The organism is Paraburkholderia sp. Ac-20340 (genome assembly GCF_017104965.1).
In the GTDB taxonomy this organism is placed as follows: domain Bacteria; phylum Pseudomonadota; class Gammaproteobacteria; order Burkholderiales; family Burkholderiaceae; genus Paraburkholderia.
In genome coordinates this window covers 1-19,506 of record NZ_JAAGPR010000009.1, presented here as the reverse complement: position 1 = coordinate 19,506, position 19,506 = coordinate 1, and the positions used below count along the sequence as shown (strand labels likewise).

Genomic DNA, 19,506 nt, shown 5'->3' with positions numbered 1-19,506 from the left:
CGTCGTCAAACGGTGGCGCCACGCTTCGCGAGCCAGGCATCGACGCGTGCGAGCGCATCGCGCAGCGCGGCGGCGAGCGGCGCGCTGCCCGCGAGGCTGCCCCAGAGCAGTTTATCGGCGCAAAAGACGTCGAGCGGATTGGCCGCTTCGAACATCTTCGCCACGCTCGGGCCATCCATCACGCCGTCCTGATACGGATAGGGCAGCGTGCCCGCATTCCAGCGCTGCAGGAAGCGCAGGAACAGCGCGGGCAGGATGGCCGTGGCGGCCGGCGTCGCGCCTGCTGCGATCCGTTGCGCGATGGTCGGCGCGATAAAGCCGGGGATCTTCGAAAAGCCGTCGGCGGCCACGCGCTGGTTGGTGTCCTGTATATACGGATTGCTGAAACGCTCGATCACCACGTCGCGATACTTCGCGAGATCGAGCGGGCTAGGCGTGAGGCAGGGAATCACGTCTTCGCTCACGTAGGCGTGTGCGAAGGCCTGAATATCGCTGTCCCGCGTGCCTTCGTGGATGTAGTCGAGACCGACCAGCGTGCCCGCCCACGCAATGCAGCTATGCGTGGCGTTGAGAATGCGGATCTTCGCTTCCTCGTAGGGCATCACCGATTCCACCATCTCCGCGCCCGCGCGCTCCCAGGCCGGGCGTCCCGCGCAGAAGTGATCTTCGATCACCCACTGGATAAACGCTTCGCCCATCACCGGGCAGGCATCGTCGACGCCGGTGGCGGCCTTGACGCGCTCGCGCACATCGGGCGTGGGGCGCGGCGTGATGCGATCGACCATCGAATCGGGGCAGGCCGTGTTGGCGTCGAACCATTCGCGCAGCGCGAGCGCGCCGCGCAGGCTGAGGAATTCGCGCATGCCCGCGTGAAAGCGCTTGCCGTTGCTGCGCAGGTTGTCGCAGGTTTGCAGCGTGACGGGAGCGCCGCCGCGCGTCATGCGCGCTTCGAGGATCGCGGCGAGCGCGCCGTAGATGGTGGCGCGCGCACCGTTCAGATCGGCGGCCAGATCGGGATTCGAGGTATCGAGGCGGTCGTGTTCGTCGAGGTAATAGCCGCCTTCGGTGACCGTGAAGGCGACGATCTTGCAGGCCGGATCGGCGCCCGCTTCGATCAGGCTCGCAAGATCCGCCGACCAGGGCAGCACGCGCGTGATCGAGTGGATCGACTCGTAGGCGCGCTCGCCTTGCGGCGTGACGGTTTCGAGCGTGTAGACGCCGTTCTGCGCGGCAAGGGCGTCCATGACGGGGTTCATATCGGCGCGGATATTGCCCACGGAGAGCGACCACGCCGGCTCGTCCGGCTGCCGCGCGAGGTTCACGCGATGCAGATACCACGCCTGATGCGCCCGGTGAAACGATCCCGCGCCGATGTGCAGGATCACGTTCGCGTCGCTGCGCGCGCTGTCCATAGTTGTCTCCTGTTTTTCGCCCTGAATTTTTTGCCTGGCTTTGACCTGCAGGTGCTGCGCGCATTTTGCGTGCGCCATCTGGCGTGCGCCGTTCCGAGGCGCGCTGCGCTCTGGGTGTGAGCATTTGCTCGATCGATGAACGAATGATCGTATTCGGTCGATCGAAAGTCAAGACGGGGAAAAGCGGATTTTGGTGGTGCGCTGCGGGGTACCGCCGCTGTACACGCCATGAGGACGCGCATCGACGCGCGTGTGATGCGCTTGTTGTGACGCACAACAACGCAGAGGAGGGAGGTTCAGATGCGCGCGGCGCGCGATGCGCCGCGCCTGAAGAACGCGCCAGATGACTTGGCGCGTGTCGGCTGTCAGTCGGCGCTGTTGACCACGGAGGCGACTGCCGCCACCGCTTGCGCCGTCACATCCGCCGCGCAGCAATCCACGACGATACGTTCCGGCATCGCGCGCAACCACGTCAGCTGGCGCTTGCAAAGCTGGCGCGTGGCGAATACGCCTTTGTCGCGCATGGTGGCGTAATCGATCTCGCCGTCCAGGTACTCCCACGCCTGCCGATACCCCACGCAGCGCATCGAAGGCAGATCCGCGTTCAGATCGCCGCGCGCGCGCAGTGCGGTCACCTCGTCGATCAGACCGCCCGCGAGCATCGCGTCGAAACGCTGTTCGATGCGCTTGTGCAGCACGGCGCGGTCCGACGGCTCCAGCGCGATCGGCACGGCGCGGTAACGCGCGGCTTCGTCGTTGGCGGCGGGTTGGCGCGGCGCGGCCAGCAGCGTCGACATCGGCTGGCCGGTCAGCAGGAAGATTTCGAGCGCACGCTGGATGCGCTGCGAGTCGTTGGGCGCGAGGCGCGCGGCCGTGGGCGCGTCGACTTCGGCCAGACGCGCGTGCAGCGCGGGCCAGCCGTCGCGTTCGGCGTCGGCGTCGAGTTGAGCGCGCACGGCGGCATCGGCGGTCGGCAGATCGCTCAGGCCCTGCGTGAGCGCCTTGTAGTAGAGCATCGTGCCGCCCACCAGCAAGGGCAGGTTGCCGCGCGCGACGATCTCGCCGGTCACGCGCAGCGCGTCGGCGCGAAAGTTGGCGGCGGAATAGGCATCGGCCGGATCGACGATGTCGATCAGATGATGCACGGCCGCCGCGCGCTCGGCGGCGCTGGGTTTGGCCGTGCCGATATCCATTTCGCGATAGACCAGCGCCGAATCGACGCTGACGATTTCGACCTCGCGCCCGCGCGCTTTCGACTGCGCGGCGAATTCGAGTGCGGCGGCCGTCTTGCCCGAAGCGGTCGGGCCGAGCAGGCACGCGACCGGAAGTACGTGATTCACCATCTCTGCCCTCTCACTGACCGCGCATGAAAAGACGATCGAGATCGGCGAGCGTGAGCTGATACCACGTGGGCCGGCCGTGATTGCACTGGTCGGCGCGCTCGGTGGCTTCCATCTGGCGCAGTAGCGCGTTCATTTCGTCGAGCGTCAGGCGGCGGTTGGCGCGTACCGCGTGATGGCAGGCGAGCGTGCCGAGCATTTCGTGCTGGCGCTCGGTGAGCACGCGCGAGCCGCCGTAAGCATGCAGATCGGTCAACACAGCGCGCGCAAGCGCCTGGAGATCGGCGTCCTTGAGCAGGGCGGGCACGGCGCGGATCGCGATCGACGTCGGCGAAAGCACCGCGAGATCGAAGCCGAGCGCTTCGAGCGTGGCCTTTTCTTCTTCGACGGTGCCGGTTTCGATCGGATCGGCGGTCATCGAAATGGGGATCAGCAGCGGCTGCACGGCGAGCGAGCGTTCGGCCAGCGCGTGCTTGAACTGCTCGTAGAGAATGCGTTCGTGCGCCGCGTGCATATCGACGATCACGAGGCCGCGCGTGTTCTGCGCGAGCACGTAGATGCCGTGCACCTGACCGAGCGCGAAGCCGAGCGGATGATCGTCGCGCGCGTCGAAACCGGCGGCCTGCTGGGCTTGCGTGTCGAAGGCGTCGGTTTGTGCGCCATCGGCGGCGTGCGGGACGGTCGAGGCGTCGGCCGTGCCGGCGCCCACGTCCTTGCGGCCGAACAGTGCGTCGTAGAGCGCGAGCGGCTGCGCGACCGGCAGGCTGCCCTGGGTCATGCGCGACTGGCGCATCCAGGTGTTGCCGCTGCTGGCGCTACTGCCGCCTCCGCTGCCTCCGAACCCGCCGCCTGATCCACCCGAGCCGCCGAAGCCCGAAGAGCGCGAGCCTGAACCGAAGCCGCTGCCCGAACCGCCGAAACTGCTCGCGACGCTCGCCGTGCCGAAGCGGCCCGATGCCGCGTCGAACCCGGAAGCCGCGCCGCCGCCGACCGAACCGCTTCCAGCCGACGCACCCGCAGTCGCACCCGAAGTCAGCCCGACCGATCCGCCAAGCACGCCCGCGCCCGGCATCGCACGCGGCTCGATCATCGCCGAATGGCCGCCCGAAGTCGTTTCCGGCGACGCGCCCGCGTGCCGCGCCAGCGCGCGCTGCACGGCATGGAACACGAACTGGTGAATCGAGCGCGAATCGCGGAAACGCACTTCGATCTTCGACGGATGCACGTTCACATCGACGGCCTCGGGCGGCAAGTCGAGGAACAGCACGTAGGACGGGTAACGGTCGCCGTGCAGCACATCTTCATACGCGGCGCGCACCGCATGCGTGAGCAGCTTGTCGCGCACGAAGCGGCCGTTGACGAAGAAATACTGCTGATCGGCGCGATTGCGGCTGGCCGTGGGCAGACCCGCGCAGCCGTAGACGGCGAGCGGCCCTGCGCGCTCGTCGAGCGGCAGATGCGCGGTTGCAAAGGTCTCGCCGAGAATCTTCGACACGCGCGTGGACGGATCGCTCGCGTTCCAGTGCTCGACCGCGCGGCCGTTGTGCAGCACCGAAATCGCCACGTCGGGCCGCGCGAGCGCGCTGCGGCGGATCATCTCCAGGCAGTGGCCGAGTTCCGTCTGCTCGCTCTTGAGGAATTTGCGGCGCGCGGGCGTATTGAAATACAGCTCGCGCACTTCGATGGTCGTGCCCTGGCCGCCCGCAGCAGGCGAGAGCGCGCCGGTATTGGCGTCGATCTTGACCGCGTGCGCGGCGCTGGCGGGGCGGCTCGTGATCGACATCTCGGCGACCGAGGCGATCGAGGCGAGCGCTTCGCCGCGAAACCCGAGCGTCGCGACGCTTTCGAGTTCGGCGAGCGAGCGGATCTTGCTGGTGGCGTGGCGCATCAGCGCGAGCGGCAATTCGGCTTCGGGGATGCCGCAGCCGTCGTCGGCGATCGAAATGCGCTTCACGCCGCCTTCGTCGAGCAGGATGCGCAGCGTGCCCGCACCCGCGTCGAGCGCGTTTTCGAGCAGTTCCTTCACCACCGACGCGGGGCGCTCGACCACTTCGCCTGCGGCGATCTGGCTGATGAGCTGATCGGGCAGCGCCTGGATCGCGCGCGCGGGCTGGGCGGCGCGCGATTCATGCGCCGATTCGGGCGTCATGTGCGCGGCGGACGCTTCAGTGTCGATGGCGGGCGCGGCGTGATCGGCCGCTTCGGGCGCGGCGTCGCCGCTGGGATCGAGATTCTCAGACATGCGGGCAATTATAACGAGTCGGGGATGGCGCCTTGCGGCCCTGGTTTCGGCCGTGGCGCGCGCTTCAGGCTCCCTTAAGGCTGGATTCGGTGTCTGGCCGGGTTTGCTGCGCTTTGGCCGTAGATTCGACGAACTTTTGCAGATTTTCGTGGGAATTTTTCGTGACGACGGGCACTTTCGGTATGATGGCGCGGTCAATTTTCCTTCTCGCGCAACACAGGTTCCAGACGGCCGCATCACGACGATTCGTCGACCGGAACCATGACCAATAAGGGACACTTTTGGATACGCTGCTGCAGTTCGTCAACCTTGTCTTGCACATCGACAAGTTTCTCGGAGTCTTCATCCACCAGTACGGTGCCTGGGTCTATGCGGTCCTGTTCCTGATCGTGTTCTGCGAGACCGGCCTTGTCGTACTGCCGTTCCTGCCGGGCGACTCGCTGCTGTTTATCGGCGGCGCATTCGCGGCCACGCACGAAATGAATCTGGGCGCGCTGCTCACGCTGCTGATCGTCGCGGCGGTCACGGGCAACACGCTGAACTACATGATTGGCCGCGCCATCGGCCCGAAGGTGTTCAACACCCGTATTCCTGGGCTCGAACGCTTCCTCGACCGCGCCGCGCTGCAAAAGACCCACGACTTCTACGAGCGCCACGGCGGCAAGACCATCGTGCTCGCGCGTTTCATTCCGGTCGTGCGCACGTTCGCGCCGTTCGTCGCGGGCGTCTCGCAGATGAGCATGCAGCGCTTCCAGCTGTTCAATATCGCGGGCGCGCTGTTCTGGGTGCTGCTGCTCGTGCTGCTGGGCTTCTTCTTCGGCAATATTCCGTTTATTCGCCAGTACCTCAACATCATCGTGCTGGTGGGCATTGGCGCGGCGATCGTGCCGGTGGTGCTCGGTGGTCTCTGGAAGATGATGCGCAAGAACAACGGCGCGAATGCCGTGCGCGGGCCGAATGGCAACTGAGCTTGACTGAGCGGTTTCGCACTGCATGAAAAAACGGCATCGCCCGCAAGGACGATGCCGTTTTTGTTTGCGCGCTCGGCCGCTTTATGTGGCTCAAGCGGCTTAAGTCGCTCAAGTCACTTAGGTCGCTTGCGTACCCTGCGCACCGATGCGCCGGATGATCGAAGGCGTTTCCGGCGTCGGATAACCCGCGTCGCGGAACGTCTCGACGATCGCGCGGTTGGTATCGAAATACACCTGCCAATACGTGTCGTTATTCGTGAAGGGGCGCACGGCCAGCAGCGGGCCTTCGGGCGTGAACGAGAGAATCTCGACGTCCGGCGCCGGCTCCGTGGCGACATTCGGGATCTTCGCGATGGCCGCGCGCAGACGGTTGGCGGCATCGACGGGATCGACGCCATTGGCGATCTTCGCGGTCAGCTCGACGCGGCGCACGGGCGTGGCGCTGTAGTTCGAGATCGTGTCCGAAAAGATCTTGTTATTGCCGATGATGTTCACGACGTTATCGGGCGAAATGATGGTCGTGCCGAAAATACCCAGCTCCTTGACCGTGCCCGTCACGCCGCCCGCCGTCACGAAGTCGCCCACCTTGAACGGGCGCAGCACCTGCATGAACACGCCCGCGGCGAAGTGCGCGAGCAGACCGCCCCAGGCCGTGCCGATGGCAAGACCCAGACCCGCGAGCAGCGCGGCGAACGAGGTCGTCTGCACGCCGAACACCTGCAGGATCGCCAGCACCAGGATCAGGTTCAGCACGGCCGCGAGGATCGAACTCAGGTAATGCGCGAGCGTGTGATCGAAGCGCTCGTTGCGCGAGAGCACCTTGCGCAGGAAGCCCGCGACCAGATTGATGGCCCAGCGCCCGATGATCCACAGGACGATGGCCGCAATGACTTTGGTCCCGAAGTCGATGCCTCGGGTCATGATGAATACGCGGATGGTTTCGAGATCCAAGATGCCCTCGCTTGATTCGGTGATTGAGCCGGAAAGACGCGTTGAACTGCAGGCCACTGCATGTTGAAGCGACTGAAACGACGACTGTGCAACCGTTGGGGCGAGGCCTTGTGATCCGGCGGGCGTGAAGTGTCGGGCCCGCCGCTGCATCGCTTGTGCATTTATAGGCGAAGCGGCGATCGCGTGCATCCTGCGTGCCCAGGTGCTTCGGGGTTGACCCCAGGCAATGCGCGCGCGATTGCGACGACGTCGATGTTTCAGAACATGCGCTTTGCATGCGCGTGCGCGAGCTGTTTGGCGTTATCGTTGCGGGTTGCGTCTATCGCTGCATTGGTCGTGGCGAGCCCATAAGAAAGCTATCAGGACACCTACACGGAGGCTTCATGAACCTGTCGAATGCCGATCTGCATCTCATCACCGTCAAGCTCGAAGAACTGCGGCCGACGCAACTGACCGTCGGTTATCGCGAAGTCGCGCTCAAGCGCGATCACTGGAAGACGCTCGACAAAAAAGGCCGCGCCGCCGCCATCGACAATCACTGGTTCCCGGCCGTGCTCGGACCGAAGCAGCGCTACTACGTGGTCGATCATCATCACCTTGGTCTCGCGTGGCTGCACGAAGGCGTGCCGAGCGTGCGCGTCACGGTCATCAAGGATCTCTCGTGGCTGGAGCCGACGATCTTCTGGCGGATGATGGAGCACAACCAGTGGGTGCATCCGTTTGATGCGTCGGGCGAGCGCTGCGATTACGACGCGCTGCCCAAGCAGCTTTCCGGTCTCGCCGACGATCCCTATCGCAGCCTCGCGGGCGAGTTGCGCGTGGCGGGCGGCTACGCCAAGGACACGACGCCCTTCAGCGAATTCCTCTGGGCCGACTATCTGCGTCAGAAGGTGAGCGCCGCGCATGTCGCGAAGGATTTCGGCGATGCGTTGCGCGATGCGCTCGCGCATGCGCACGATGCCGATGCGCGCTATCTGCCGGGCTGGTCGGGCGTGGTGCCGCAGACTGCGGTGACGAGCGGCGCGGGCGGGGCGGTGGCGGCCGCAGCGGCGGCGAGCGATGCGGCCGCGCAGAAGCCTGCATCGGCCAAGGTCAAAGACAAGAGCAAGGCCAGAAAGAAGTAATGCCGATGCGCGGGTTCGTGGCGCTCACATCGGCAACGTCGATTTGCTGTACGGCGACGTTTCGATCGTGAGCGTGCCGTGTTTGCCCGGTTCGCGCGTGCCGCGCCGGGCTGCGCGGCGCACGAGGATCAGCGCGACGGTCACCGCGAGCATATACGCCACGGCGCGCGCGAAGAACGCGTTGACCGGGTGATAGATGGTCCACGGCCCGCCTGCATCGGCGAAAACGAGAAAGGTGAGCGCGGCGTCGAACACGCAGGCGAGCGCCATCATGCCGACGAACACCCGCGTGCCGTGCGGCGTGAGATCCGGGCGCATCGCGCGGATGAACCAGCAGACCAGCCGCACCACGGCGAGCAGGACGAGATTCGAGAGCAGGCAGCAGACGAAGTTGTACATGAGGCGATGTCGATGGCCGAAAGCGGCGCGATCATGGCACGCCTCGACATCTCGAAAAATCACCTTCCAGCGTGTTCAAACGCCCGCGGCCGCGCTTATCCACCTGCGCGCGTTACGCGGCGCGGCTGAGGCGGATTTGTTAAGACTTGTCAGAGCGAGGCGCGACGGTTGTATCCGTGCAACGCCGTGCAGCGGGATGTCCGATCAGCGCGCATCCGGCAGCGGCGCATCGGGCGGCGTGCCGCTGCGGAGGAAGTGGCAGAGCCACTGACAGGCCGGGCCGGTGGCGGCATCGGTGCGATGGATCAGCGAGACGTTGTAGTTCACCGATCCGCGATCGGCGAGCACGATGCGCGCGAGGCGTCCGGCTTCGAGATCCGCCTCGACCAGATGGCGCGGCATCGACCCCCAGCCGAGCCCGGCCAGCAGCAGCCGATGCTTGGCGCCCAGGTCGCCGAGCTTCCATGCGCGGTTGCTGTACACGCCGAAGGTCTGGCCATAGGTCAGGCGGCTGCGGTCGGTGAGCACGAGCTGGGTGTGCTCGCGCGCATCGGAAATCCGCACTGGCTGAGGTACTTGCGCGAGCGGGTGGCAGGGCGCGGCCACCAGCACGAGTTCGACGGTGCCGATCGACTGCGCCTCGATCACATGCGGCCAGTTCTGGTTCGGCCCGCTGATGCCGATCGCGCAATCGCCGTCGAGCACCAGCTTGAGCACGCCGCCGAGCGCTTCCATGGTGAGATTGAGGGCGACGGTAGGAAACGCCAGCGCGAAGGCCTGTAAGGCCTCCACGAGCCGCTGCGAAGGAAACATGACATCGACGGCCACGGAGACTTCGCCTTCCAGCCCGCGCTGCAGACCGGCCGCCTTGGCGTTAAGCTGGCCCATCAGCAGGTCCAGACGGCGCGCGTCGGCGAGAATGGCGCGGCCTGCGGCGGTCAGTTCCGGCTTGCGCTTGCCGCGCTCGAACAGCGCCACGCCCAGCAGCGCTTCCAGATTGGCGATCGTGTAGCTCACCACCGATTGCGCGCGGTCGAGCTGGCGCGCGGCCGCCGAAAAGCTGCCGGTTTCGGCCACGGCGATCAGCGCACGCAGTTGTTCGAGGCTGGGCGAGCGGTCCATGATCGACCTATCGAAAAAATGGATGGTAACGATCCATTTTAGACGATTGTTTGTATAGCTGGCGCCGGGTTAAAGTGCGCCTTCCTTATCGAAGATGACCATGCCGATGAACCGTTCCGTCAAGCCCGCCGGCCGCTACAGCGGCGTCGCCATGCTGCTGCACTGGCTGATTGCCGCGCTGATCGTGTGGGGCTTCGCGCTCGGCTGGGTCATGACCGACATCCCCGGTTTCACGCCCACCAAGCTGCGCTACTTCTCGTGGCACAAGTGGATTGGCGTGACCGTGCTCGCGCTGGTGCTGGTGCGCATTCTCTGGCGTGCGACCCACGCCGCGCCCGCGCTGCCGCGCTCGATGCACGGCTGGGAGAAGGGCGCCGCGCATCTGGGCCATGTCGCGCTGTATCTGCTGATGATCGCGATTCCCGTGAGCGGTTATCTGTATAGCTCGGCGGCGGGCATTCAGGTGGTGTATCTCGGCATCTGGCCGCTGCCCACGCTGATCGGCCCCGACACCGCGCTCAAGGGCGTGCTGCGCACCGTGCACGTGACGCTCGATTACGCATTGCTGGCGGTCGTGGTGCTGCACGTGCTCGCCGTCGTCAAACACCAGTTGCTGGACCGTCAGAACATCATCGCGCGCATGCTGCCGTTCGGCACGCCGCGCGACTGAACAAGACTTCCGAAACCGATCTCTCACCGCTCAACGCGAACCGAACGAACATGATCCAACGTCTCGCCTCCAAAGTTTCCGTCGTCGCGCTCGGCGCGGCGCTTGCCGCCGGCGCGGCTTTCACCGCTTGCTTCGCGCTGAACGCGGATGCCGCCGATAACGCCAAAAGCACGGTGTCGGCCGTCTTCAAGCAGATGAACGTGCCGGTCGAAGGCAAGTTCAACAAGTTCAGCGCCGACGTGCACTTCGATCCGGCCAACGCCGCTGCATCGAGCGCGAAGCTCGACGTCGATGTCGCGAGCTTTGATCTCGGCTCGGCCGACTACAACAAGGAAGTCGCGGGCGACGAATGGTTCGACGCCGGCAAGTTCCCGCACGCAACCTTCGTCTCGACGCAGATCAAGCCGGGCGCGAACGGCGCCTACAGCGTGGCGGGCAAGCTTACGATCAAGGGCAAGACGACCGACGTCGTCGTGCCCGTGACGTTCCACAAGGACGGCGCGAACCAGGTGTTCGACGGCGCGCTGCCCATCAAGCGCCTGGCCTACAACATCGGCACGGGCGAGTGGAAAGACACCTCGGTCGTCGCCGACGACGTGCAGATCAAGTTTCACATCGTGGCCGCCGCGCACTGACGCGCGTAGGCCTTTTCGTTTATCCGTTTCGCTTCTTCTTCCGTAACAGGACCCACGCTTTCATGAAGACCACGATTTTCGCCGCGGCCGCACTGGCTGCCGCCATCGCTACGCCTGCGTTCGCCGCCGCTACGACCTACAACCTCGACCCGACGCACACGTACCCGAGCTTCGAAACCGACCACTTCGGTGGCGTTTCGGTCTGGCGCGGCAAGTTCACGAAGAGCTCGGGCACCGTCGTGCTCGACACCGCAGCGAAGACCGGCACGGTCGACGTGACCATCGACGCATCGTCGATTGACACGGGCAACAAGGCGCTCGACAAGCACGTCAGCTCGGCTGAAATGCTCGACGCAGCCAAGTACCCGACGGCGGTCTACAAGGGCACCTCGATCAAGTTCGACGGCGACAAGCCCGTTGAAGTGATCGGCACGTTCACGCTGCACGGCGTCACCAAGCCGCTGAACCTGAAGATCGACTCGTTCAAGTGCTTCCAGAACCCGATGCTCAAGCGCGAAGTGTGCGGCGCCGATGCGACCGCCCAGTTCGACCGTTCGGACTTCGGCGTGAACTACGGCCAGGCATACGGCTTCAAGATGCTGACGACGCTGCAGATCCAGGTCGAAGGCGTGAAGGCAGACTAAGCTTCGGCGTCGCTGCTGCGCGTTGAACGCGTAAAAAAGCCCGTGCGTGAGAGCGCACGGGCTTTTTGTTTTTTGCTTCGCGAGGCAGCGCGCGCTTCAGTGAATCGGCGAGCTTTCGTGGATCGATCGCGGCGAGAGCGCGACGTCCACCACATGTGTGTGCCAGATGCCGCACGTCGCCTTCACGGGCACCCATGCGTACTTGCCGCGCACCTTCGCGAAGGCGCGCAGGTGGATCAGCGTATCGATGGGCGAGGGCTGCGGCGGCGGACTCGCAGCGGACGCCGATGCCGACATCGCCGTCGATACCGATGCGAGCGCGCTGGCGGGCACGGGGCTTTCGACCTTGGCAGTGAGTGCGCGGCGGTCGGGGACCATCAGCGAATCGTAGCGTTGCGCCTGATGCACCCATTCGTCGAGCGCGGCGACGCAATTCACCACGGCGTCCGGCACGCGGATGCGGCGCAGGTACTCGTAATCTTCGGGAGGAGCTTGAACCTGCGCCTGAACGCGCAGACTGATCCAGAGCAGCGCGACTAGAGCGCAGGCGAGAGTCGGGAACTTCATTTGACGTTGGCCTGTGCAGCGGGAGAAGAACAGCGGGGAGGGCGTGAGTATACACGCTCGCGTCAGGATCTTCTGATAGGACAGGGACAAGGATGCGCACGCATCGATCCGGAAAAGCAAAAAGCCCGGTCGCAATGACCGGGCTTCTTGACGTATCTTTGGTAGGCCGTACGGGATTCGAACCTGTGACCAACGGATTAAAAGTCCGCTGCTCTACCAGCTGAGCTAACGACCCAAAAGAGAAGCGGGAGTATAGCGAGATACTGGGGGTGTGTCAACTAATCCGACGCACACAATCCAAATTTTCGCTCGCCAGGGAGAAAACGACCAAAGAGAGAACGCCCAAACAGAAAAGGCCCGAAGCACGTCAAATCAGCCGACGTATTCCGGGCCCTTCAAAACTGATACGCAAGCTCGCTACCCGGTGCGTCGCAGCCATGTCTGCGTCACGCCGGGCGAAAGCGGCAGTGCGTTACTTGAGCTGCGAGAGCTTGCTCTGCGCCGTCTGCGCAACTTCCGTGCTGCCGTACTGCGAAACGATCTGTTCGAGCGTGCGCTTGGCCGCGGCCTTTTGCCCCTGCTCCATTTGATTGTTCGCAATCGCGAGCAGCGCCTCGGGCGCGCGCGGATGCTGCGGATACTTGCTGACGACGTTCTGCCAGGTCGCGGTCGACCCTTTGTAGTCCTTCAGCGCGTAGAGCGCATTGCCGAGCCAGTACTGCGCGGTCGGCTGGTACGGGCTCTGCGGGTACTTCGAGATGAAGCTGCGGAACGCAGCGGCGGCCTGCTTGAAGTCGCCGTTGCGAAACTGCGTGGAAGCGGAATTGAACGCGTCCATCTCACCCGGCTGAACCGTGCCCTGCATGCCGTCCACGGTTTCCTGCTGCGGCTCGAACTTCTTGAGACGCGTATCCAGGTCCGTGTAGTAGTCCTTCTGCTGCTTCGACAGGGTCGTCAGTTCGTTGCCGAGGTCCTCGTTCTGTCCACGCAGCGTCGCGACCTGCTGGTTGAGCTGGTCGATACGGTTGGACTGGTCGAGGATCGTGCGCTGAGCGGCGGACAACTGGCTGTTCAGATTGTCCGTCTTCGCGCGCAGGTCGAGAATCGCCTGGCGCGCCTGATCGTCATCGAAGAGACCCGCGTGGGCCGGCAGCGCCGAAAAGGCGACGCCAGCCACGCAGGCGGCTGCGGCTGCCCGCAGCGGGGAGAAACGGTGCGACATACGCCCCTTCATCCAATGCTAATTACTGTTGGTACACGAGGTCAGCACGGCGGTTCTGCGCCCACGATGCTTCGTCGTGGCCGGTTGCCGTCGGCTTTTCCTTGCCGAGGCTGACGGCTTCCATCTGCGAATCCGGCACGCCCATCAGCGACAGAGCCTTGCGGACAGCTTCAGCACGCTTCTGGCCCAGTGCCAGGTTGTACTCGCTCGTGCCGCGCTCGTCGGTGTTGCCCTGGATCAGGACGTGACGTTCCGGGTGCGTCTTCAGGTACTGTGCATGTGCCTGGACCACGCTCTGGTAGTCGTCCTTGACTGCGTAGCTGTCGAAGTCGAAGTACACGCTGCGCTTGGCGAGCGGGCTGTTCGGATCGTTCAGCGGATCGACGTTGACCTGTGCGACGGCGTTCGGGTTCGGCTGCGTGCTCATCGAGCCTGCGTTCGCGTTTTCATCGGCCTTCGGTGCCGACTTACACGCTGCCAGTGCACCGATCATCAAGACGGCCAGAGCCAGGCGGACTTTGTTTGACATCATTGTTGCTCTCCTGAAGTGTTATTGCATAAAAGGACCCCAGGACGGCTCGCGTACGCTGCCGCCCTGAACGGACAGGATTTGCCGCGTACGACCGTCGGTCGAAACAGCAGCCAGCACGCCACGGCCGTTCACCTGTGTGGCGTAAAGAATGTACTGACCGTTCGCCGCAAAGCTGGGCGATTCGTCATGTGTCGTGTCGGTCAGGGCGGTCGCGACGCCGGACTGCAGATCCTGAATGTACAGCTTAAATCCGCCGCCCGTGCGTGAGATGTACGCCAGCTGTTTGCCGTCCGGGCTGACCCGCGGGCTCGTGTTATAGCTGCCGGTAAACGTCACGCGTTGCGCCGCTCCGGCGCTTTCACCCTGGGCTGGCATCCTGTAAATCTGGGGTTGGCCGCCGCGGTCGCTCGTGAAGTAAATCGAGCGTCCGTCAGGAGAGTAGGTGGGTTCCGTATCGATCGTCGTGCCCTGGGTCAGGCGATGCAGATTGGAGCCGTCTGCAGCGACGGCGAAGATCTGCGTATTGCCCGTGCGCGAAAGGGCGACCGCAAGCGTGCGCCCATCCGGCGACCATGCAGGCGCCGAGTTGTTGCCCTTCTGGTCCGAGATGATGACGCGCCGCCCCGTGGGCAGGTCATGCACGTAGACGATGGGCTTTTTCTTTTCGAACGAGACGTAGGCGACCTTGGTGCCGTCAGGCGACCAGGCCGGCGAGATGATCGGTTCCGGGCTGGACAGGGCAATGTGCGCGTCCTGGCCGTCCGAATCCGAAATCTGCAGCTGATAGCGGCCGCCCGTCTTGATGACGTACGACAGACGCGTGGCGAACACACCGCGATCGCCCATCAGCTTTGCGTAGATGTAGTCCGCGACCTTGTGCGCGCTCATGCGCAGACCGGCAGGCGGGCTTTGCAGCACGAGACCGCCGAGGCTTTCGCCCTTCACGGTGTCGTAGAGCTTGAAGCGCACTTCGTACTGGCCGTTCGGCAGCTTGTTCACGCTGCCGGCGACGAAGGCGTTGGCGCCCTTGGCTTTCCAGCCGCCGAGATCGACCGAGTCGTTTTCCGACACCGGCGCGCTACCCGCGTCGACATTGGTGAACTTGCCGCTGCGCGCGAGATCGGAGCGCACGATGGCGGCGACCTGCTGCGGCGAGTTCGCCTCGCCGGCGAAGGTGGCCGTGGCGATCGGGAATTGGGTGGAGCCCACGCCGGTGACGAGGACGTTGAGTTGTGCGTTCGCGGCGCCGCCCACTGCGAGCAGGCAGGACGCGACGAGGGTACGCAGGCCAAGCTTCGTCATCAACTTCATGCTGTGCTGTTTCCTGAAAAAGCGATATTTGTCACACCGCGGGACAGCAGACAGACCCGAAATGCATCGAATCGTTCCTTGTCTGCTGCCGCGCGCCAGCTTTCTGTGCTCTGACTTGCGCCGTTAACCCGCCGGGCGCAAGGTAATCTTGAAACTCGACGGCGTTTTGCCATCGGTGTCCTGCGGCATCGGGTCCGAGCGCTGCACTGCACGCAGCGCTGCGTCGTCCCACGACGAGTTGCCGCTGCTACGCGTGATCGTCGCCGAAAGCAGGGTGCCGCTCGGCGAGCAATGCACCGATACCACCGTTTCGAGGCCCGCCGTGTCGCCGGCCCAGACGATGTTCGGACGCACGCGGCGCTGAACCTTCTCTGCATAGCCAGCCGACGCCGCATTGCCGCCCGAACCGCTGCCGGTGCCGCTCTTCGCCAGACCATTGCCGCTCGAACCTTCGCCGCCACCCATCGCGCCTTGCATCTGCGCGATACGTGCACGGCGTTCGGCGTCGAGCTTCTTCGCCTGGGCGTCGGCTTGCGCCTTGGCCTTGGCGGCTTTATCCGCATCCGCCTTCTTCTGGGCGTCGAGCTTCGCCTGCTTCTGCTGCTGCTCTTCTTCCTGCTGCTTCTTGAGCGCGTCCTGTTGCTGCTGCTGTTGCTTCAGCTTTTCGGCGGCCTGCTGCTGCTCCTGCTGTTGCTGCTGCTTGAGCTTCGCCTGCTTCTGCTGGGCTGCCAGTTGCGCCGCCTGCTGGGCGGCGAGCTGCTGCTGACGCTTCGCTTCGGCTTCCTGCTGCTGCTTCACGCGCTGCTGTTCGGCCAGTTGCGCCTCGCGCGCCGCTTCCTGTTGCTGCTTACGCTTTTGCTGTTGCAAGGCGATGTCGGCGTCTTCCGTCTTCGGCGGCGGCGGGGCAGGCTGCACCGGCACGGGCGGCGGCAGCGGCTTCGGCGTGGAAAGATCCGGGACTTCCGTCCACAGTTCCGCTTCCTCGCCCGCCGGCGTGCTGTTCTGCCAGTGGATGCCGTGGTAGAGGAAGAAGCCGAGCAGCACGTGCATCACCACGGCGAGCGCTATAGCACGTCCCGTGCCGCGCTCGCGAGGCGGTTGCAATGGATACGTTTCGTTCTTCCGGGTCATTGCGATTTAACGAGCAGTCCGACACGTTTGACGCCGCGCGCCTTCAGGTCGGACATGACGTTCATCACGGTCTCGTACTTGACGGCCTTGTCGGCGGCAATCACGACCGGCTGGTCGGGATGATCCTGCTCGCGGTTGGCGACGAACGTGTTGAGATCGGCGCGCGACATGGTTTCCTGCTGCGTGGCGCCCGCATCATCCTTGTAGCGTACGCTCAGATTGCCGTCGGGGCGAATGTTCACCACCACGGGCGGCACCTGCTGCTGCTGCGATGCGCCGCCGACGGTCGGCAGATTGACAATGGACGGCGCCACGAGCGGCGCGGTCACCATGAAGATCACGAGCAGCACCAGCATCACGTCGATATACGGCACGACATTGATGTCGGCCATTGCACGACGCGAGCGGCTGCCTCGCATGCTCGAACGGCTTGAGCCTCCCATCTTCGACTCCTTTGAAGATTAGTGGGCCTGACGCTGCAGGATGTTCGAAAACTCTTCGATGAAGGTTTCGAAGCGGATCGCCAGACGGTCGATATCGTGCGCGTAGCTGTTGTAGGCGACGACGGCCGGGATGGCGGCGAACAGACCGATTGCGGTGGCGGTCAGCGCTTCGGCGATGCCGGGCGCGACGTTCGCAAGCGTGGCCTGCTGCACGTTCGCGAGACCGCGGAACGCGTTCATGATCCCCCAGACCGTGCCGAACAGACCGATGTACGGGCTGACCGAACCGACCGAAGCGAGGAACGAGAGATTCGCTTCGAGCGCGTCCATCTCGCGCTGGAACGCTGCGCGCATCGCGCGGCGTGCGCCGTCGAGCACGAGGCTCGGATCGTTCAGACGTTTCTCTTTGGCCTTGAGAAACTCACGCATGCCCGATTCGAAAATACGTTCGAGCGCGCCAATCGTATGACGGTTGTTGGCGGCGCTTTGATACAGCGCCTGCAGGTCGCCGCCCGACCAGAAGTCGCGCTCGAAGCGCTCGGTCTGCCGGCGCGCGCGGCGGATGGCAAACCACTTGCGGAAAATGAAGGTCCAGGAGATCAGGGACAGCAACAGGAGAAGTCCCATCACCGCCTGTGCCAGTATGCTCGCATTAAGAACGAGTGAAATGATCGAGAGATCTTGTGTAGTGTTCATAAAGATTCGTTGTGACGTCCCGGAAGGGGCGAGCGGCTGCAAGACAATGCGAAGCTTCCCGAAGGCAAACGGCAAGGCGTTGCATGCTTGTGGCCGAACCCAGCTTGGTCCTGCAATGACCGACGCGAGTTCACTGGCGTCGTAATCAACGGCAATAGTTAAGTGGCCGTTGACACAGCCGGCAAGACTTTCTTCATGCCACGCTCCAAAGCGTCGAAAACGTGGCTCGGAATGGCGGCAGGGCGCATGACGGCACCATCGACACAGGCAACGCGGATCTTGCCGGTTGCCAGCAGCGTGTCGCCGCGCCACGCTTCCTGCATGAAGTCGACAGAAGCGCGGCCCAGCTTTTCGAGGCGGCTCACGACCGTCACGATGTCGTCGAGACGGGCGGGTGCCCGGTAGTCGAGCGCAGTGCTGCGCACGACGAAGAGCGTGCCGGATTCCTCGGCGAGACTGCGCTGATCGACGCCGCACGCGCGCAGCCATTCGGTGCGCGCGCGCTCGAAGAACTTCAGGTAGTTCGCGTAGAACACGATGCCGCCGGCGTCGGTGTCTTCGTAGTAGACGCGGACCGGCCAAATAAAGCCGTCCGTAGCCTGTTCTGGGGCCGTATCCGGCTTGCTGGTGGATCTTTCCATGCCGCGCATTCTACCGGAACGCGAGTGCGCTACGCCGTTCGGACGACTGAGCTACGAAAGACTTTTGAAAGCCATCAGCCGCGGTGAATGTTGAGCCCGGCGAAGCTCTGCGCCACCGGCATCAGCTCGATCGTATTGATGTTCACGTGCGCGGGGCGCGTGGCGATCCAGTAGATCGAATCGGCGATATCTTCGGCGGTGAGCGGCTGCACGTCCTTATAGACGTTGGCGGCCTTGCTGTCGTCGCCGCGGTAGCGCACGTTCGAGAATTCGGTGCCGCCGCACAGGCCCGGCTCGATATCCGTCACGCGCAGCGCGGTGCCGGCGAGGTCGGCGCGCAGGTTCAGGCTGAACTGGCGCACGAACGCCTTGGTCGCGCCGTAGACGTTGCCGCCCGCGTACGGCCAGCGGCCGGCTACCGACCCCAGATTGAAAATATGACCACGGTTGCGATCGACCATGCCCGGCAGGAAGGCGTGCGTGACCTGCACGAGACCGGTGCAGTTGGTTTCGATCATGGTTTCCCATTCGTCGAGATCGGCTTTCTGGGCCGGTTCGACGCCGAGCGCGAGGCCGGCGTTGTTGACCAGCACATCGATATTGGCGAATTCGGCGGGCAGCGCGGCGGGCGCGGCCTCGACGGCGGCGCGGTCGCGCACGTCCAGCTCGAACGGCAACAGCGCGTCACCCAGTTCAGCGGCGAGCGCGTCGAGGCGGTCCTTGCGGCGTGCGGTAGCGACGACGCGGTGGCCGCCCTTGACGAAGGCCCGGGCAATGGCGGCGCCGAATCCTGCGGATGCGCCGGTGACGAAGACAATCATGGAGGCTCCCTGGTCGGTAGAAGGCGAGGAAAGGGGAAAGCCTACTTCCAATGCGGCGCTGCGGCAAGGAAGTGCCAGAACCTGCGCAAGCCGCGCCTCGCGGGGCGCCGGGGCGGTCCGGTTGCCTAATGTGGGCGGTTCCAATACACTAACGCGCTCAATCCCTGCGTGACTGGCGATAGGGTTCCCGAGGGGCAGAAAGTGCGACTGCGGCAGGTGCAGTTGTAATAATTGCCCGGCAAGCTGTGCATCGCATGGCTCGATTGGGAGCTCAAGGTGGAGCGACCCACCGTGAAGCGCAGGGTGCCGTTTTGCCGTTCGCCTGGGCAGCCGAGATCCGCGCGCTTCACGTAGCGCTGCCGGAGCTGCCCTGCCACGCGTGTGCGGCACCTTCTTCCGCCACGCCAAGGCTGGCCTCTTCGCCAGCAGCGCCGCGTAAGCGCTACGCGTTCCGCGCGAGACCCGGTCAACCTGAACACACTTAACGGAACCCGTATGTTTGACAGAGCCGAAAGCACCATCGCCAACGTCGATCCCGAACTCTTTGCCGCGATCGAACTCGAGAACCGCCGTCAGGAAGAGCACATCGAACTGATCGCGTCGGAAAACTACACCTCGCCGGCCGTGATGGC

General features: G+C 64.4%; 19 protein-coding genes, 1 tRNA gene, 2 pseudogenes and 1 riboswitch. Of the genes and pseudogenes, 6 read left to right on the top strand and 16 right to left on the bottom strand.

Going from position 1 to position 19,506, the window contains the following annotated elements; translation table 11 throughout:
- Window positions 1-5: 5 nt before the first annotated feature.
- The 3 genes from dalD to mutL all read right to left on the bottom strand — a co-directional run bounded on the left by dalD (window position 6) and on the right by mutL (window position 4,994).
- Window positions 6-1,412 (bottom strand): D-arabinitol 4-dehydrogenase, encoded by a 1,407-nt coding sequence (dalD, locus tag G3N59_RS14270; protein ID WP_205983279.1) that lies wholly within the window; start codon window positions 1,410-1,412, stop codon window positions 6-8.
- Between the two features lie 365 nt (window positions 1,413-1,777).
- The gene (gene miaA, locus G3N59_RS14265) at window positions 1,778-2,752 is read right to left on the bottom strand and encodes a tRNA (adenosine(37)-N6)-dimethylallyltransferase MiaA (protein ID WP_346777883.1); all 975 of its coding nucleotides are present in this window, start codon (window positions 2,750-2,752) and stop codon (window positions 1,778-1,780) included.
- 13 nt (window positions 2,753-2,765) lie between these two features.
- Window positions 2,766-4,994 (bottom strand): DNA mismatch repair endonuclease MutL, encoded by a 2,229-nt coding sequence (mutL, locus tag G3N59_RS14260; RefSeq protein ID WP_205983277.1) that lies wholly within the window; start codon window positions 4,992-4,994, stop codon window positions 2,766-2,768.
- 281 nt (window positions 4,995-5,275) lie between these two features.
- Here mutL and G3N59_RS14255 point away from each other — a divergent pair, with 281 nt between their 5' ends.
- On the top strand, window positions 5,276-5,962 hold the full coding sequence (locus G3N59_RS14255; protein WP_205983276.1) for a DedA family protein: 687 nt from the start codon (window positions 5,276-5,278) through the stop codon (window positions 5,960-5,962).
- Between the two features lie 120 nt (window positions 5,963-6,082).
- On the opposite strand, the gene G3N59_RS14250 is transcribed toward G3N59_RS14255, so the two are convergent.
- On the bottom strand, window positions 6,083-6,916 hold the full coding sequence (locus G3N59_RS14250; RefSeq protein ID WP_205983275.1) for a mechanosensitive ion channel family protein: 834 nt from the start codon (window positions 6,914-6,916) through the stop codon (window positions 6,083-6,085).
- 383 nt (window positions 6,917-7,299) lie between these two features.
- Between G3N59_RS14250 and G3N59_RS14245 the strand changes: the two are divergent.
- Window positions 7,300-7,914 (top strand): annotated as a pseudogene (locus G3N59_RS14245) (ParB-like protein); the annotation flags it as partial.
- Window positions 7,915-8,064: 150 nt separating this feature from the next.
- On the opposite strand, the gene G3N59_RS14240 reads toward G3N59_RS14245, so the two are convergent.
- Window positions 8,065-8,439 (bottom strand): hypothetical protein, encoded by a 375-nt coding sequence (locus G3N59_RS14240; protein WP_205983273.1) that lies wholly within the window; start codon window positions 8,437-8,439, stop codon window positions 8,065-8,067.
- Window positions 8,440-8,643: 204 nt separating this feature from the next.
- Window positions 8,644-9,561 (bottom strand): LysR family transcriptional regulator, encoded by a 918-nt coding sequence (locus G3N59_RS14235; protein WP_205983272.1) that lies wholly within the window; start codon window positions 9,559-9,561, stop codon window positions 8,644-8,646.
- Between the two features lie 106 nt (window positions 9,562-9,667).
- Between G3N59_RS14235 and G3N59_RS14230 the strand changes: the two genes are divergently transcribed.
- From G3N59_RS14230 to G3N59_RS14220, 3 genes are all read left to right on the top strand, one after another.
- Window positions 9,668-10,231: a cytochrome b gene (locus G3N59_RS14230; RefSeq protein ID WP_205983271.1), complete on the top strand. Its 564-nt coding sequence runs from the start codon at window positions 9,668-9,670 to the stop codon at window positions 10,229-10,231.
- 50 nt (window positions 10,232-10,281) lie between these two features.
- On the top strand, window positions 10,282-10,866 hold the full coding sequence (locus G3N59_RS14225) for a YceI family protein (RefSeq protein ID WP_205983270.1): 585 nt from the start codon (window positions 10,282-10,284) through the stop codon (window positions 10,864-10,866).
- 62 nt (window positions 10,867-10,928) lie between these two features.
- Complete coding sequence (locus G3N59_RS14220) at window positions 10,929-11,510, top strand: YceI family protein (RefSeq protein WP_167069785.1); 582 nt, start codon at window positions 10,929-10,931, stop codon at window positions 11,508-11,510.
- Between the two features lie 96 nt (window positions 11,511-11,606).
- On the opposite strand, the gene G3N59_RS14215 is transcribed toward G3N59_RS14220, so the two are convergent.
- From G3N59_RS14215 to ydfG, 10 genes are all read right to left on the bottom strand, one after another.
- The gene (locus tag G3N59_RS14215) at window positions 11,607-12,077 is read right to left on the bottom strand and encodes a hypothetical protein (RefSeq protein ID WP_205983269.1); all 471 of its coding nucleotides are present in this window, start codon (window positions 12,075-12,077) and stop codon (window positions 11,607-11,609) included.
- Between the two features lie 159 nt (window positions 12,078-12,236).
- Window positions 12,237-12,312 (bottom strand) — tRNA-Lys (locus G3N59_RS14210).
- Window positions 12,313-12,549: 237 nt separating this feature from the next.
- Window positions 12,550-13,299, bottom strand: coding sequence for a tol-pal system protein YbgF (gene ybgF / locus G3N59_RS14205; protein ID WP_205983268.1), 750 nt, complete (start codon window positions 13,297-13,299; stop codon window positions 12,550-12,552).
- 22 nt (window positions 13,300-13,321) lie between these two features.
- Window positions 13,322-13,831, bottom strand: coding sequence for a peptidoglycan-associated lipoprotein Pal (pal, locus tag G3N59_RS14200; RefSeq protein ID WP_205983267.1), 510 nt, complete (start codon window positions 13,829-13,831; stop codon window positions 13,322-13,324).
- Between the two features lie 18 nt (window positions 13,832-13,849).
- On the bottom strand, window positions 13,850-15,142 hold the full coding sequence (gene tolB, locus G3N59_RS14195) for a Tol-Pal system beta propeller repeat protein TolB (RefSeq protein WP_205983266.1): 1,293 nt from the start codon (window positions 15,140-15,142) through the stop codon (window positions 13,850-13,852).
- A 123-nt stretch (window positions 15,143-15,265) separates the two neighbouring features.
- The gene (gene tolA, locus G3N59_RS14190; protein ID WP_205983265.1) at window positions 15,266-16,273 is read right to left on the bottom strand and encodes a cell envelope integrity protein TolA; all 1,008 of its coding nucleotides are present in this window, start codon (window positions 16,271-16,273) and stop codon (window positions 15,266-15,268) included.
- On the bottom strand, window positions 16,270-16,716 hold the full coding sequence (gene tolR, locus G3N59_RS14185; RefSeq protein WP_205983264.1) for a protein TolR: 447 nt from the start codon (window positions 16,714-16,716) through the stop codon (window positions 16,270-16,272). Before tolR ends, tolA begins: the two co-directional genes overlap by 4 nt.
- Before the next feature lie 18 nt (window positions 16,717-16,734).
- On the bottom strand, window positions 16,735-17,412 hold the full coding sequence (tolQ, locus tag G3N59_RS14180; RefSeq protein ID WP_027817805.1) for a protein TolQ: 678 nt from the start codon (window positions 17,410-17,412) through the stop codon (window positions 16,735-16,737).
- A gap of 158 nt (window positions 17,413-17,570) precedes the next feature.
- On the bottom strand, window positions 17,571-18,062 hold the full coding sequence (gene ybgC / locus G3N59_RS14175; protein ID WP_205983263.1) for a tol-pal system-associated acyl-CoA thioesterase: 492 nt from the start codon (window positions 18,060-18,062) through the stop codon (window positions 17,571-17,573).
- Window positions 18,063-18,127: 65 nt separating this feature from the next.
- The gene (ydfG, locus tag G3N59_RS14170; RefSeq protein ID WP_205983262.1) at window positions 18,128-18,874 is read right to left on the bottom strand and encodes a bifunctional NADP-dependent 3-hydroxy acid dehydrogenase/3-hydroxypropionate dehydrogenase YdfG; all 747 of its coding nucleotides are present in this window, start codon (window positions 18,872-18,874) and stop codon (window positions 18,128-18,130) included.
- 158 nt (window positions 18,875-19,032) lie between these two features.
- Window positions 19,033-19,209: riboswitch (ZMP/ZTP riboswitch) on the top strand.
- A 160-nt stretch (window positions 19,210-19,369) separates the two neighbouring features.
- Here ydfG and glyA point away from each other — a divergent pair.
- Window positions 19,370-19,506, top strand: a pseudogene (gene glyA, locus G3N59_RS14165) (serine hydroxymethyltransferase); the annotation flags it as partial.